The 13,555-nt window shown below is 64.1% G+C and carries 14 protein-coding genes and 1 tRNA gene; 7 read left to right on the forward strand and 8 right to left on the reverse strand.

Annotated features, from left to right (window positions below):
- Positions 1 to 122: 122 nt before the first annotated feature.
- From AC5ZG5_RS26550 to AC5ZG5_RS26560, 3 genes are all read left to right on the forward strand, one after another.
- The gene (locus AC5ZG5_RS26550) at positions 123 to 884 is read left to right on the forward strand and encodes a Crp/Fnr family transcriptional regulator (protein WP_456644719.1); all 762 of its coding nucleotides are present in this window, start codon (positions 123 to 125) and stop codon (positions 882 to 884) included.
- A 338-nt stretch (positions 885 to 1,222) separates the two neighbouring features.
- Entirely contained in the window at positions 1,223 to 3,049 is a 1,827-nt protein-coding gene (gene typA, locus AC5ZG5_RS26555; RefSeq protein ID WP_028165184.1) for a translational GTPase TypA, read from the forward strand.
- Positions 3,050 to 3,201: 152 nt separating this feature from the next.
- Positions 3,202 to 4,446 (forward strand): flavin monoamine oxidase family protein, encoded by a 1,245-nt coding sequence (locus AC5ZG5_RS26560; RefSeq protein ID WP_456644718.1) that lies wholly within the window; start codon positions 3,202 to 3,204, stop codon positions 4,444 to 4,446.
- Positions 4,447 to 4,667: 221 nt separating this feature from the next.
- On the opposite strand, the gene AC5ZG5_RS26565 is transcribed toward AC5ZG5_RS26560, so the two are convergent.
- Together AC5ZG5_RS26565 and AC5ZG5_RS26570 are read right to left on the reverse strand one after the other, a co-directional pair.
- Positions 4,668 to 5,075 (reverse strand): thiol-disulfide oxidoreductase DCC family protein, encoded by a 408-nt coding sequence (locus AC5ZG5_RS26565; protein ID WP_456644717.1) that lies wholly within the window; start codon positions 5,073 to 5,075, stop codon positions 4,668 to 4,670.
- Between the two features lie 44 nt (positions 5,076 to 5,119).
- The gene (locus tag AC5ZG5_RS26570) at positions 5,120 to 6,016 is read right to left on the reverse strand and encodes an alpha/beta hydrolase family protein (protein ID WP_456644716.1); all 897 of its coding nucleotides are present in this window, start codon (positions 6,014 to 6,016) and stop codon (positions 5,120 to 5,122) included.
- Positions 6,017 to 6,287: 271 nt separating this feature from the next.
- On the opposite strand from AC5ZG5_RS26570, the gene AC5ZG5_RS26575 reads away from it, so the two are divergent.
- The 3 genes from AC5ZG5_RS26575 to AC5ZG5_RS26585 all read left to right on the forward strand — a co-directional run bounded on the left by AC5ZG5_RS26575 (position 6,288) and on the right by AC5ZG5_RS26585 (position 9,036).
- Positions 6,288 to 6,797 carry a GNAT family N-acetyltransferase gene (locus AC5ZG5_RS26575; RefSeq protein ID WP_028165189.1) on the forward strand — a complete coding sequence of 170 codons (510 nt, stop codon included), beginning with the start codon at positions 6,288 to 6,290 and terminating at the stop codon, positions 6,795 to 6,797.
- Between the two features lie 168 nt (positions 6,798 to 6,965).
- Positions 6,966 to 7,493, forward strand: coding sequence for an inorganic diphosphatase (gene ppa, locus AC5ZG5_RS26580; protein ID WP_028165190.1), 528 nt, complete (start codon positions 6,966 to 6,968; stop codon positions 7,491 to 7,493).
- Positions 7,494 to 7,554: 61 nt separating this feature from the next.
- Positions 7,555 to 9,036: a M20 family peptidase gene (locus AC5ZG5_RS26585; protein ID WP_456644715.1), complete on the forward strand. Its 1,482-nt coding sequence runs from the start codon at positions 7,555 to 7,557 to the stop codon at positions 9,034 to 9,036.
- Between the two features lie 99 nt (positions 9,037 to 9,135).
- Here the strand turns inward: AC5ZG5_RS26585 and AC5ZG5_RS26590 are convergent, their stop codons facing one another.
- From AC5ZG5_RS26590 to AC5ZG5_RS26600, 3 genes are read right to left on the reverse strand one after another with little or no spacing between them, the layout of a single operon-like run.
- Positions 9,136 to 10,020, reverse strand: a complete 885-nt coding sequence (locus tag AC5ZG5_RS26590) for a bifunctional methylenetetrahydrofolate dehydrogenase/methenyltetrahydrofolate cyclohydrolase (RefSeq protein ID WP_456644714.1) — start codon at positions 10,018 to 10,020, stop codon at positions 9,136 to 9,138.
- Position 10,021: 1 nt separating this feature from the next.
- Positions 10,022 to 10,351 carry a DUF167 domain-containing protein gene (locus AC5ZG5_RS26595; RefSeq protein ID WP_456644713.1) on the reverse strand — a complete coding sequence of 110 codons (330 nt, stop codon included), beginning with the start codon at positions 10,349 to 10,351 and terminating at the stop codon, positions 10,022 to 10,024.
- A 25-nt stretch (positions 10,352 to 10,376) separates the two neighbouring features.
- Positions 10,377 to 10,667: a YggT family protein gene (locus AC5ZG5_RS26600; protein WP_028165194.1), complete on the reverse strand. Its 291-nt coding sequence runs from the start codon at positions 10,665 to 10,667 to the stop codon at positions 10,377 to 10,379.
- Positions 10,668 to 10,847: 180 nt separating this feature from the next.
- Between AC5ZG5_RS26600 and AC5ZG5_RS26605 the strand changes: the two genes are divergently transcribed.
- Positions 10,848 to 10,923 (forward strand) — tRNA-Ala (locus tag AC5ZG5_RS26605).
- Between the two features lie 129 nt (positions 10,924 to 11,052).
- On the opposite strand, the gene AC5ZG5_RS26610 is transcribed toward AC5ZG5_RS26605, so the two are convergent.
- From AC5ZG5_RS26610 to AC5ZG5_RS26620, 3 genes are all read right to left on the reverse strand, one after another.
- Complete coding sequence (locus AC5ZG5_RS26610) at positions 11,053 to 11,856, reverse strand: glutamine amidotransferase (protein WP_456644712.1); 804 nt, start codon at positions 11,854 to 11,856, stop codon at positions 11,053 to 11,055.
- 127 nt (positions 11,857 to 11,983) lie between these two features.
- A complete protein-coding gene (locus tag AC5ZG5_RS26615; RefSeq protein ID WP_130227351.1) occupies positions 11,984 to 12,763 on the reverse strand; it encodes an SDR family NAD(P)-dependent oxidoreductase in 780 nt (259 codons plus the stop codon).
- A gap of 229 nt (positions 12,764 to 12,992) precedes the next feature.
- Complete coding sequence (locus AC5ZG5_RS26620) at positions 12,993 to 13,496, reverse strand: tellurite resistance TerB family protein (RefSeq protein WP_456644711.1); 504 nt, start codon at positions 13,494 to 13,496, stop codon at positions 12,993 to 12,995.
- Positions 13,497 to 13,555: the final 59 nt, after the last annotated feature.

Raw genomic sequence — 13,555 nt, forward strand, 5'->3', positions numbered from 1 at the left:
CTGAAGCACACCGGCGGTTCCCGCATTGAAACCACCACACTGCGGCCCCGGCGTCTGTTCACTTGTGCACACAACAGGAGGAACGGGTTGACTATCGTCGCGGTTGGTGAGGGGGAGACCCGATGCTTCAACAACGCAGCCAACCGGACAGAGCTGACCGGCCCTTTAACAACCTGTTGCGCCGTCTGAGCGACGCCGATTATGGGCTGATCGCACCGCACCTCGCGCGCGCCGAGGCCAATGCCAACGACCTGCTTTACAGCCCCGGCGATGACGTGGAGACCGTGTATTTTCCGTGCGGGCCCAGCCTCGTCTCCTACCTCGTGACCAACGAGGACGGCCGCGACGTCGAGACCATTCTGGTCGGCCGCGAGGGTGCCGTCGGCGGCATCGTCAGCCAGGGATATCTTCCCGCCTTTACCCGCATCATCGTCAAGTTCGGGGGGCCGTTCGCGCGGCTGGCGATCGGCAAGCTGGAAGCGGCCAAGCTGAAATCGCCCTCGATCCGCAACGTCTTCGCACGCTACGCCGATTGCATGCTGGCGCAGATCTTCCAGTCGACGGCATGTAACGCGATCCACTCGATCGAACAGCGCACCGCCAAATGGATCATCTCGGCGATGGAGCGCACCAATGGCGATGGCGCCGTGCCGCTCACACATGAGCAGCTCGCCACGCTCTTGGGGGTAGGGCGCAGCTATGCTAGCCGTGTGATTCAGTCCTTCAAGGCCGAAGGCGTGCTGGAGACACGCCGCGGCGCGATCCTGGTCCGCAACCTCGACGGCCTGCGCCTCCGCTCCTGCCTGTGCAACGAGGCCGTCAAGGGCCACTTCGAGGAGGTGCTCCGTGGGGTCTATCCGAGCGAGGAAAAGGAAGCCGGATAGGCATCATGAAATCAGGCTGAATTGCATCCCCGACCCACGGTGCGCCCCCCTCTCCCGCTTGCGGGGAGGTGAAGGAGGACCCCATAGAGTTCCAAAAACGGCCGGTACCCGGCAAACAACGCATTGTTTTTTGGCGGTTTCTGACTATATTGCGCCGCAACGCGCAAGCTTTGCCCGGTCCCTTTTTGGCCGGGCTTGCTTTTTGAGGCGAGCCGCGCCCCGCGAGATTTCAAAGGCTTGAGTGTGATCCGGACCCGGAGGGGCCGTAGCTGCCAAAGATCGATCCCGGCTTTCCGGCGAGATCGCTCAAGACCTGTGCATGACCGAAAAGCAGAGCCATGAATCTTCGTAACGTCGCCATCATCGCCCACGTCGACCACGGCAAGACCACCCTGGTGGACCGCCTGCTGCAGCAATCCGGTACGTTCCGCGAGAATCAGAAGGTCGCCGAACGCGCCATGGATTCCAACGATCTCGAGCGCGAGCGCGGGATCACCATCCTGGCCAAGGCCGCATCGGTGCAGTGGAAGGACATCCGCATCAACATCGTCGATACCCCCGGCCACGCCGATTTCGGCGGCGAGGTCGAGCGCATCCTCAACATGGTGGACGGTGCGCTGGTGCTGGTGGATGCCGCCGAAGGCCCGCTGCCGCAGACCAAGTTCGTGGTCTCCAAGGCGCTCAAGGTCGGCTTGAAGCCGATCGTCGTCATCAACAAGGTCGACCGCCCCGACGCGCGCCCGACCGAAGTCATCAACGAAGTGTTCGATCTGTTCGCGGCGCTCGATGCCAGCGAGGAGCAGCTCGATTTCCCGATCCTGTACGGCTCGGCCAAGCAGGGCTGGATGGCGGAGAGCCCGGAAGGCCCAAAGGAAGCAGGCATGCAGCCGCTGTTCGATCTCATCGTGCGGCACGTCGCGCCGCCGAAGGTCGAGGAAGGCCCGTTCCGCATGATCGGCACCATCCTCGAGGCCAATCCCTATCTGGGGCGTATCATCACCGGCCGCATCACCTCCGGCATCGTCAAGCCGAACCAGGCTGTGAAGGTGCTGAATGCGGAAGGCAAGCTGGTCGAGCAGGGACGCGTGTCAAAGATCCTGGCGTTCCGCGGAATCGAGCGCACACCGCTCGATGAAGCTGAAGCCGGCGACATCGTCGCCATTGCCGGCCTCACCAAGGGCACCGTCGCCGATACGTTCTGCGATCCCACCGTCGAGACGCCGCTGCTGGCGCAGCCGATCGATCCGCCGACGGTGTCGATGTCCTTCATCGTCAACAACTCCCCGCTCGCAGGCACCGAAGGCGACAAGGTGACGAGCCGCATGATCCGCGATCGCCTGATGCGCGAGGCCGAAGGCAATGTCGCGCTGCGCGTCATCGAAGCCGCCGATAAAGACTCGATGGAAGTCTCCGGCCGTGGCGAATTGCAGCTCGCGATCCTGATCGAGACCATGCGCCGCGAAGGTTTTGAGCTCTCGGTGTCGCGTCCGCGCGTCGTGTTCAAGAAGGACGAGGCCACGGGCCAGGCGCTGGAGCCGATCGAGGAAGTCGTGATCGACGTCGACGAGGAGCATTCCGGCGTCGTCGTGCAGAAGATGAGCGAGCGCAAGGCCGAGATGATCGAGATGCGCCCGTCCGGCGGCAACCGGCTCCGGCTCGTGTTCTACGCGCCGACCCGCGGCCTGATCGGCTATCAGGGTGAACTGCTCACCGACACCCGCGGCACCGCGATCATGAACCGCCTGTTCCACGGCTATGCGCCCTATAAGGGCGAGATCCAGGGCCGTCGCAATGGCGTCCTGATCTCCAACGATCAGGGCGAGGCCGTCGCCTATGCCATGTTCAAGCTGGAGGATCGCGGCCCGATGATGATCGAGCCGGGCTGGAAGGTGTACAAGGGCATGATCGTCGGCGAGCACACCCGCGACAACGATCTCGAGATCAATGTGCTGAAGGGCAAGCAGCTCACCAACATCCGCACCACCTCCAAGGACGAAGCGGTGCGCCTGACCCCGCCGATCCGGATGACCCTGGAAAAGGCGCTGGCCTATATCGAGGACGACGAGCTCGTCGAAGTGACGCCGAAGTCGATCCGGCTGCGCAAGAAGCACCTCGATCCGAACGACCGCAAGCGCGCCGAAAAGGCCAAGGAAGCGGTGGCTTAACCTCTCGCTCCACAAGGGAACCGTCATGGCCGGGCTTGTCCCGGCCATCCACGTCTTCGATACTGGGAACCAAGAGCGTGGATGCCCGGGACATCTGCGCGAAGACGCGCTTCGCGCTTTTGCCCCGGCATGACGATGAAGTGGACGACCCGATGTCCCTCCCCTCCTCAGTCGATGTCGTCATCATCGGCGCTGGCGCGGCCGGCCTTGGCGCAGCCAATGCGCTGAAGGATTCCGGCCTGTCGGTGGTAGTGCTGGAAGCGCGCGACCGCCTCGGCGGGCGGGCGCATACGGTGCAGGCCGCGCCCGATGTGGTGTTCGACGTCGGCTGCGGCTGGCTGCATTCGGCGGACAAGAACAGTTTCGTCGCCGTCGCCGAACAACTGAATTTCGAGATCAACAAGACCTTGCCGCCCTGGCGCGAGCGCGCCTATGGCAAGGCGTTCCCGCAAGCCGATCGCGACGATTTCATGCGTTCGCTCGATGAATTCTACGAGCGCGCTTGGAAGGCCGCGCAAAAGGGCGAGGACGCGCCTGCGAACCGTTATCTCGAGCCGGGTAATCGCTGGAATCCGATGATCGATGCGATCTCCACCTATGTGAACGGCTGCGAGCTCGATCAGGTCTCGATCCTCGACATGGAGGCTTATGAGGACACCAACATCAATTGGCGCGTGCGGCGCGGCTATGGCGCGCTGGTCGCCGCCTATGGTGCCTCATGTCCCGTCGCGCTCAATTGCAATGTCACGCTGATCGACCATTCCGGAAAACGCCTGCGCCTCGAAACGTCGCTGGGCACCCTTGCGGCCGACCATGTGATCGTGACCGTGCCGACCAATTTGATCGCGGATGAAGCGATCCGCTTCTCGCCCGCGCTGCCGGCAAAGGTCGACGCCGCACGCGGACTGCCGCTCGGCGTCGACGACAAGGTGGTGCTGACGCTCGCGGATGCGGAGGCCTTTCCGAAGGAAGGCAATTTGCGCGGCGCCACCATGCGCACCGAAATGGGCACCTATCACATCCGTCCGTTCGGCCAGCCCTGCATCGAGGGCTTTTTCGGCGGCCGGTTCGCAAAAGAGCTGGAAGATGCCGGCGACGGCGCCTTTGCCGCGCACAGCATCGACGAGATCGCGGGCTTTCTCGGTAGCGACATCCGGCGCAAGCTGACGCCGCTTGCGGAATCCCGCTGGGCGCACGACCCCTTCGCCCGCGGCGCCTATTCGCACGCGCTCCCCGGCCATGCCGGCAAACGCGCCGTGCTGGCCGCGCCCATCGATGGACGATTGTTCTTCGCGGGTGAAGCGACCTCGCCGAACTTCTTCTCCACCGCACATGGCGCGCGCGACTCCGGCGAGCGCGCGGCACAGGAAGTGCTGGCTTCAAAGGCGAAGCGCTAACCGCTTTCCAGTCATCGCGAGCACCGTAGCCCGGGTGGAGCCAACGGGTCGCGTGAACGCGCGCCCGATGACAGGCTCCACGCAACACGGGACATCTCTATCCGCCTTGCGAGCGGCCCGGGGTTACGCTGGCGCTCCACCCGGGCTACGAGGCTGTGGTTATGGGTCGCTGCTTTCGCACGGACGACAGTCGTAGGATGGGTAGAGCGCAGCGAAACCCATCATTCAATCACCCGCGTCCGCATCTCAGCATCCGGCACAAAGCAAGTCTCGTATTTGCCGAAAATGCGATAGCGATTGCGCGCCACGAGATTGTAGACGGCGTCGCGCAGCGGCTTCGGCACCGCGAACAGTGCTCGGGTCCAGCGCCAGCCCGGCAGGTGGCTCAGCACCGTCAGCGCGGCGTCGGATTTGAAATACGCGACACCGCCATGCACGACGGCGTTGGTGTCAGGGTCGGCTGGATCAATGCCGAACCTCCGCGCCAGCCGCGTGCCATAGTCCGATTGGACCGGCGTGAAACGGAAGCGGCGGTTCGTGTCGCGCGCGACGACGAAGCGGACCCAGCGCGAGCAGAAGATGCAGACGCCGTCATAGAGGATCACGTCATCGTCCGGCCAGAGTCGCATTCTGTTTCCAGTTGACGCATTCTTGCGCGACGACGAAGCGTGCGTCATGGTTTAGTCCGAGCAGCACGCCGCGCTCTCAGCGCGCGGTCGAGTTCTGCCGCGGCGAGCTTAACGCCATTCTCGCTTTCGGGCAGCCAATGGCCTTCGCCGCCATAGGCCGGCAGCACGTAAAAATCCACCCGCCCGCCGGCCTCGCGAAAGGCATCGGCGAGCTGCCGCGATAGCGCCGGCGAGAAATAACTGTCGTTGGCGGCAACGAACCATGTCACCGGCACTTTCGCCCCTCGGCCGAACTCGGCCGCGGAAGCGAGCAGGGTGTGCGGCGCGCAAACCTGGTCCGGAAAATCATTGGCGCGGCCGCCGCGCCCCGGCGCGAAGGCGATGATCGCCAAGATGCCATTTGGGCTCTCGGCGGCAAGCGCCAGCGCACCCCAGCCGCCGGCGGAATGGCCGATGACGACAGCGTGATCCTTCCGGATGAAAGGCTGATCGCTGAGGTAATCGAGTGCGAGCCTGATCTGCCCGGCGGTAGCCCGAGCCGCGCGTGAATAATCCGCCTCGTCGCAGCCGCCCTGGTCTTCCAGGTATGTTCCGCCTGTTGCGCCATGGCCGAGCCGCTCCGGCACCAGCACGGCAAAGCCGCGTGCGACCAGAAACGCGGCCAGCGCGCGGTATTCGGGCTGCGGCATCTGCGCCCGGCGCAGCACATTCTGCGTCGTGGCGTGCGCGATCAAGGCCAGCGGAAACGGCCCTGCGCCTGGCGGGCGAAACAGCAAGGCGCGCGCCGGCCGCGCGGGATCGGGCGACGGCACCAGCCATTGCTGCCCCCGGTTCGGTTCTCCCTCCTCGCCTTGCGCCCCCAGGACGGGTTGCGCCGGAGCTGCCTTGGAGCCGAGCGCCGCGGCAAGAAGCAGCGCGAAAATCACTTTAAGCGAATGCATTCTTGGCCTGATGCGACCATGTTGGGCAAAACCGGATACGCCGAAAGACGATCTCGCGAATCAGCCCGGCGCAGTTTTTCACGACACGCTTGCTGACCATATGTCATCGGCGTGACGCCAGCCTGCCCCCCGCATCACGAACGGCCGATTGAAGTTCGCACTGTCCTCTTTCGGTACAAGTCGTTCGAAAACTGATGCAAAAAATCCACAGGTTAACCGATAATTAACGATAGAGCTTGAAGGCGGCGCGCCGACTTGCTTTGATTGGATCATGAGCACAACCCTGATAGAGGTCCGGCCGGCCAAGGTTGCGGATGCAGCCGCGGTGGCGGCTACGCATGACGAAGCCTGGCGTTCAGCCTATCAGGGCATCATCCCCGGCGCCGAACTGGAAAAGCTGATCAACCGGCGCGGCCCGCACTGGTGGGACAGTGCGATCCGCAAGGGCAGCCGCGTCAGCGTGCTGGTGTTCGGCGACAAGATTGCAGGCTACGCCAATTACGGCCGTAACCGCGCCCGCAGCCTGCACTTCGAAGGCGAGATCTACGAGCTCTATCTGCGGCCGGAATTCCAGGGCCTCGGCTTCGGCCGCCGCCTGTTCAACGCCGCCCGCCGCGATCTCGCGCAGAGCGGGCTGAAGAGCATGGTGGTCTGGGCGCTGTCGGATAACGACCCGGCCACGGAGTTTTATCGCGCGCTCGGCGGCCGCATGGTGGCGCGCTCCTCCGAAAGGTTCGGGCCGAAATCGCTCGACAAGGTCGCTTTTGCCTGGACCAACTGAGGCTGCGAGCGTCTCCGGGACGGCGCCACGGGCGCGCGTCAACCAATAGCCCAAAAATCCATCATTTTTCCTCGAAAGTTAGATGGATGGGCGGGCCCAGCCCGCGTATGACAGCAGCAATCACTGGTCCTGCCCGGCGCACCCGCGTTGGCAATCACGGAGTTCTCTATGCGTATTGATGCGGTATCGATCGGAGTGAATCCGCCGCATGACGTCAACGTCATCATCGAAGTGCCGGTCGGCGGCGAGCCGATCAAATATGAAATGGACAAGGAAGCCGGCACGCTGGTGGTCGACCGTTTCCTCTATACGCCGATGCGCTATCCCGGCAATTACGGCTTCATCCCGCACACCCTGTCCGACGACGGCGACCCCTGCGACGTCCTGATCGTCAACACCCGCGCCATCGTGCCCGGCGCGGTGATGAGCGTGCGCCCGGTCGGCGTGCTCCTGATGGAAGACGAAGCCGGCGGTGACGAAAAGATCCTCGCAGTGCCCTCGTCAAAGCTCACCCAGCGCTACGACAAGGTGAAGAACTACGGCGACCTTCCCCAGATCACGCTGGACCAGATCCAGCATTTCTTCGAGCACTACAAGGATCTCGAAAAGAACAAGTGGGTGAAGGTGCTGCGCTGGGGCGACGCCGAAGAAGCGCGCAGGCTGATCACCGAAGGGATCGCACGGGCGAAGAAGTAACACCTGATCCCGAACGCGCGGTGTGGCGCCTCCGGGGCATGGGAATGTCGAGGGGGAACGATTGCGCCGGCTCATCAAGATCATCGGCAAGGCCGTGCTGCTCCTGGTTGCAGCGGCGGTCGTCCTTGCCGGTGTGCTCGCTTTCAATGTCTTCAGCCGCGGCTCGCGGCAGCTCCAGGTCGCGGCCATCCCGCGCGCGGCCGTTGATGCGGAAACCGCCGCCTCCCGGCTAGCCGAGGCAATCCGCTTCAGGACCATCTCGAGCTTCGAAAAGCCCGAACAGCATGCCCCGGCGTTGCGCGGCATGCAGGCCCATATCGAGAAAAGCTTCCCGGCGTTTCATGCCGCCGCCAAGCGCGAGGTCATCGCCGGCCTGAGCCTGCTCTACACCTGGGAAGGCAGCGATCCGAGGGCACAGCCGATCGCCCTGCTCGCGCATCAGGACGTGGTGCCGGTCGCGCCCGGCACCGACAAGGACTGGCAGCAGCCGCCCTATGACGGCGTGATCGCCGACGGATTCATCTGGGGCCGCGGCTCCTGGGACGACAAGGGTAACCTCTATGCGATGCTGGAGGCCGCCGAGGCGCTCGCAAAAGCCGGCTTTCAGCCGAAGCGGACGATCTATTTCGCCTTCGGCCACGATGAGGAGGTTGCGGGCACGCGCGGCGCCAAGGCGATCGCCGCGACGCTCGCCTCGCGCGGGATCAAGCTCGACTTCGTGCTCGACGAGGGCCTGTTGATCACCGACGGCATCATGAAGGGGCTTGCCAGGCAAGCTGCCCTGATCGGCGTGGCCGAAAAAGGCTATGCCACGCTGGTGCTGTCGGCGCAGGCGACGCCCGGCCACTCCTCGATGCCGCCGCGCGAGACCGCGATCGGCATGATGAGCGCGGCGCTGGTCAAGCTTGAGGATCACCGCCTGCCGATGCAAATCCGCGCCACGGTGTCGGAGATGTTCGACACACTGGCGCCCGAGATGAATGGCGTCAACCGCGTGATCCTGTCGAATCTCTGGCTGTTCAAGCCGCTGCTCCTGCGCGAGTTCCAGAAGACCGGACCGACAGAAGCGATGGTCCGCACCACCACCGCGCTCACCATCTTCAATGCCGGCGACAAGGACAATGTGCTGCCCGGCCGCGCCGAGGCCACCGTCAACTTCCGGCTGCTGCCCGGCGACACCCAGGCAAGCGTGACTGATCACGTCAGCTCCACCGTCGGCAACGATCGCATCTCGATCAAGCCGTTTCCCGGCAATACCGATCCGCCATCGGTGACCGGCACAGCCAGCGCGTCCTACCAGACGCTCAACCGCACCATCCGCGAGATCTATCCCGACGTCATCGTCGCGCCCGGCCTGATGATCGCCGCAACCGATTCGCGGCACTATGCCGATATCACCGACAACATCTTCCGTTTCTCCCCGGTGCGCGCCAACAGCGACGACCTGAAGCGCTTCCACGGCACCAATGAACGCCTCAGCATCGAGGGCTACGCCGACATGATCCGGTTCTATCGGCGGTTCATCGAGAACAGCGCGGGGTAAGCACCGAGCGTCATTCCGGGCTCGATGCGAAGCATCGAGCTATGATGTGCAATTGCACATCATAGCTCGCGCTGCGCGCCCCGGAATGACGGCATTTACCTAAACCCCCGGCGCTGGCAGGCCAGCGATCGCGCAAGCGGCGCGGAGCGTGTTCACCAACAGGCAGGCCACCGTCATCTGCCCGACGCCGCCCGGCACCGGCGTGATCGCGCCGGCGACGCTCAGCGCCTCCTGATAGGCGACATCGCCGACCAGACGCGGCTTGCCGCCCTCTACAGGGATGCGGTTGATGCCGACATCGATCACGGTCGCGCCCGGCTTGATCCAGTCGCCGCGCACCATCTCGGGCCTGCCGACCGCCGCATAGAGCAGGTCGGCGCTAGCGGCGAGCTTCGGCAGGTCGCGCGAGCGCGAATGCGCGATCGTCACCGTCGCATTTTCGTTCAACAGCAACTGCACCAGCGGGCGGCCGACCAGGTTGGAGCGGCCAATCACCAGCGCATTCATGCCTTCGAGCGAGGGATGCATGCTCTTGGTCAGGATGATGCAGCCGAGCGGCGTGCAGGGCGACAGCGCGGCGAAGCCGCCAGCGAGCCGCCCGGCATTGTTCGGATGCAGGCCATCGACGTCCTTGGCCGGATCGATGGCATTGATGATGGTTTCGGTGTGAATGGATTTCGGCAGCGGCAGTTGCACCAGGATGCCGTGCACCGCCGGGTCGCGGTTGAGCTTGCCGATCAGCGCCAGCAGATCGGCCTGTGCGACATCGGCCGGCAGCTTCTGCTCGAACGAGGCCATGCCGGCGGCCTGGGTCTGCGTGTGCTTGCTGCGGACATAGACTTCGCTCGCGGGATCGTTGCCGACCAGGACCACAGCCAGCCCCGGCACCAGCCCGTGTTCGCGCTTGACGCGGGCAACCTCCTCCGCGACGCGTGCGCGGAGGTCGGCTGCAATGGCTTTTCCGTCGATGATGTGAGCCGTCATCTCAATCCTTCGCGTTGGGTGCAGTCACTTGGCGCAAGGTGTCACCGAGCTGCCGTGGATCGCCTTCGATCGCCACCTGTTTGAGCCGCGAGGTGGCGCCCGAGAGGATCTTCACCCGCCCCTTGGGCACGCCCAGCGCCTTGGCAAGCAGGCCCATTACCGCCCGATTGGCCTCGCCGCCGTCGGCAATGGCGCGGACCCGGACCTTCAGCACATTACGGCCGTCGGACAGCGTCTCGATCCCATCGATGTCGTCGCGGCCGCCGCGGGGCGTCACGCGGAGTGCGACGCTGATGCCACCGGTGGAATAGCGCCAAGGGAGATCTGCCAAGGATCGGTCACCGGCCGAAGGGCGCTCAGATCACGTTGGGATAGACGTAGTACATGATCACCCGCTCGATGAACATGATGAGCAGAATGACGATTATCGGCGAGATATCGAGCCCGCCCAGATTAGGCATGATCTTCCGGATCGGCGCCAGCACCGGTTCCGTGATCCGGTACAGGAACTCGGCCACCGCTGATACGAACTGGTTGCGCGTGTTCACGACATTGAACGCGACCAGCCACGACAGGATCGCAGCGGCGATCAGGAGCCAGACATAGAGGTCAAGGACAATGATGACGATGTCGAGGATGGCGCGCATGTGGTGGGGGCTCGCGGGTGGGACAACGAGCTAAATATCGGTTCGCCCCTGCACAAACAAGGGAACTTCCGGATCAACGTGGCCAAAAACCGGGCGTTTACTGTTCTTGACTTGGGCTTGGGCGGGACGGTAAATGGCGCCGATTGCCGGCCGCACTGCTCAGCACGGACCGGTCTGGACGGGGCCATAGCTCAGCTGGGAGAGCGCATCGTTCGCAATGATGAGGTCGGCGGTTCGATCCCGCCTGGCTCCACCAGCCTTCGCTCGCTTCGCGAGCTACGGCTCGGCAAGCCACCCGAGCTCTCTCGTAGCGAAGCGAGCGAAGGCTGCCGCGCCGAAGCCCAACGGGCGAAGGCGGGCTCGCTCCGCAAACTCCCAACGCCCCCTACTCCGCCGCCTCCGACATCACCGCCATCGGCTCGCGCGCCAGCCAGTCGTCGATGAAATGCTTCAGCCATGCCCGCTCGACCGCGTCGTAGACGGCGCGGTCGGCGAAATGCTGATGGCGTGGGCGGGCGCCGGGCGAATCCAGGCGGTCGCCGCCGCGCGTCGTCCAGCAATGCATCATCGCGTAGGTGACATCAGGATGGAACTGCAAGCCGAAGGCGTGTCCGTATCTGAACGCCTGCACCGGAAAGTCGCCGCCCTCGGCGAGAAGCTCGGCGCCGTCAGGCAATTCGAATCCCTCGCGGTGCCAGTGGTAGACCTGCTGCGGCCAATAGGGGCAAAGCGCGCGGCCTGCTTCGGTCGGGCGGATCGGATAATAGCCGATCTCGGCGCGGCCTTCCGGATGCGGCGCGACGCTGGCGCCGAGCTGCCTGGCGAGCATCTGAGCCCCCAAGCAAATGCCGAGAAACGGCCGTTGCTCGCGCAGCGGAATTTCGATCCAGTCGATCTCCCGCCGCACAAAATCATCGCCATCATTGGCGCTCATCGGGCCGCCGAAGATGATGGCGCCCGCATGCTCATCCAGTGTCTCGGGAAGCGCATCGCCGAACCGCGGGCGGCGGATATCCAGGGGATGGCCGAGCGCGCGCAAGGCGTTGCCGACGCGGCCGGGCTTGGAAGTCTCCTGGTGCAGGACGATCAGGACCGGCAGCAGGGAGGCAGGTCGGCTTGCGGTGACGGCCGCGCGCCTTCCACCGGGGAAAGGCAGCACGACATTGGCTGTTTCAGATCGTGACGACATCGACCTCAAGCGGCATGCAGCAAGCTGGCAGCATGCCTAAGCAATTCTTAATTTCGGGTGAGTTCACGCCAACTCATCGAATATTTTAAAGCAAATCGCGGGCCAAATTGGAGCCCTTTGGTTTGCGTCAGCGCCGACGTAGCTGGAAACCGCCGACCGCCGTCAGGATGAATGACCGCGGGAAAAATCGGAGCAGCAGTGGCACCACCTTGATGAAGAGGCCGGGCAGCACCGCCCGCTTGTTCGCCATCAAGCCACCATAGGCCTGCCGCGCGACCTCCGCCGCCGAGACGTTGAGGATCGCGGAGTCAAATCCCGGTGCGAAGCCGGCGCGGGCCTGGAATTCCGTCGGCACCGGCCCCGGACAGACCAGGGTGACACGGACGCCGTGCGGCTCGAGCTCCTTGCGCAGCGCCTCCGTGAACGACAGCACATAGGCCTTGGAAGCGTAATAGACCGCCATGCCCGGCCCCGGCAGGAAGCCCGCGATCGAACCGACATTGAGGATGCCGCCGCGATGGCGGATCAGCGAATCGGCAAATCGCAGCGACAGATCGGTCAGCGCGCGGATGTTGACGTTGATGATGTTGAGCTGGTCGGCCCGGTCGCGCTTGTTCGCGTAGCCGAACACGCCGAAGCCGGCATTGTTGACGACATATTCGACCTCGACGCCGGCCTCGGCCAGCGCGGCGGCGATCTTGTCGCCGGCATCTGGCTGCTCGAGGTCGCACGGAATCACGATCGGCGCTGCACCACCCTTGCCAGCGATTTCACTGGCGAGCGCCGTGAGGCGATCGGCGCGGCGCGCCACCAACGCCACACGATGACCGTTGGATGCGAAAACACGCGCCAGCTCGGCGCCTATACCCGCCGATGCACCGGTAATCAGCGTCACACACTCGGTCACGATCGAATGCTCTTAATGAATCACAGGGCCCGTTACGAACGGCCGAACGAGAGCATAGGCTTGTGGTCCGGCGCAAGCCACCCGCGGGCATATCCGCATGCAGCGCTGGCCGCCTTCGCGATCGGAATGCATCATTTTGGGGCTTAGCGCGCAAACCGGCCGGTTGCGCGATGTACATTAAAGTTTCGTCATCTGCACGGCGGGAAGCGAACAGCCCGCGAACGCAGTGTCAGATTGCCGCGTCGGCAACACCCCAGGGCCCCCGGGGCAGGCTCGCCTGCTTTTCGCCTACGCGGCGCTTGAGATCGATGCGATCACGCGAGGAGACACCCAGGAGATCCGCCGCTCGCCACACCACGTTGTCCTCGAACTCGCTGACCTGGCCGTCGGCAAAAACCAACTCCCACATCATCTCGACGATGCGCAGGCGCCCCTCTTCGTTGACCTGCCGCATGATGACGCTCGTGAAATGATAGAGATCGACCGCTTCGCCTTCGATCCGCGTTGCGGACGCGATCAATTTGTCCGCGGTGCCACGATCGAGTCCAAAGCGGCTTTCGATCAGGCTGTGCAGTTTGCGTTTCTCGTTCGCGCTCGGCTCGCCGTCGATCGAGACGACGTGGACGAGCAGCGCAGTGGCGGCAAGACGATAATCATTGTCATCGAATGCCCGATCCGCCTGCGCGTCGGACGACACAATATCGGCAATGAACTGGCGAAGTCCGTCAAGCATCAACGCCTCTATCGATTGACAGGGTACGGGACCTATATGGCGTGGAAACCCGACCCGCG

It is taken from the genome of Bradyrhizobium sp. Ses1, from assembly GCF_059512365.1.

What these genes read in the sequence shown, in the direction of transcription:
- AC5ZG5_RS26565 (WP_456644717.1), bottom strand. Translation starts at nt 5,075, where the DNA reads ATGCGACTCTGGCCGGACGATGACGTGATCCTCTATGACGGCGTCTGC.
- AC5ZG5_RS26600 (WP_028165194.1), bottom strand. Translation starts at nt 10,667, where the DNA reads ATGCGCGCCATCCTCGACATCGTCATCATTGTCCTTGACCTCTATGTC.
- AC5ZG5_RS26550 (WP_456644719.1), top strand. Translation starts at nt 123, where the DNA reads ATGCTTCAACAACGCAGCCAACCGGACAGAGCTGACCGGCCCTTTAAC.
- AC5ZG5_RS26575 (WP_028165189.1), top strand. Translation starts at nt 6,288, where the DNA reads ATGAGCACAACCCTGATAGAGGTCCGGCCGGCCAAGGTTGCGGATGCA.
- AC5ZG5_RS26620 (WP_456644711.1), bottom strand. Translation starts at nt 13,496, where the DNA reads ATGCTTGACGGACTTCGCCAGTTCATTGCCGATATTGTGTCGTCCGAC.
- ppa (WP_028165190.1), top strand. Translation starts at nt 6,966, where the DNA reads ATGCGTATTGATGCGGTATCGATCGGAGTGAATCCGCCGCATGACGTC.
- AC5ZG5_RS26610 (WP_456644712.1), bottom strand. Translation starts at nt 11,856, where the DNA reads ATGTCGTCACGATCTGAAACAGCCAATGTCGTGCTGCCTTTCCCCGGT.
- typA (WP_028165184.1), top strand. Translation starts at nt 1,223, where the DNA reads ATGAATCTTCGTAACGTCGCCATCATCGCCCACGTCGACCACGGCAAG.
- AC5ZG5_RS26560 (WP_456644718.1), top strand. Translation starts at nt 3,202, where the DNA reads ATGTCCCTCCCCTCCTCAGTCGATGTCGTCATCATCGGCGCTGGCGCG.
- AC5ZG5_RS26570 (WP_456644716.1), bottom strand. Translation starts at nt 6,016, where the DNA reads ATGCATTCGCTTAAAGTGATTTTCGCGCTGCTTCTTGCCGCGGCGCTC.
- AC5ZG5_RS26590 (WP_456644714.1), bottom strand. Translation starts at nt 10,020, where the DNA reads ATGACGGCTCACATCATCGACGGAAAAGCCATTGCAGCCGACCTCCGC.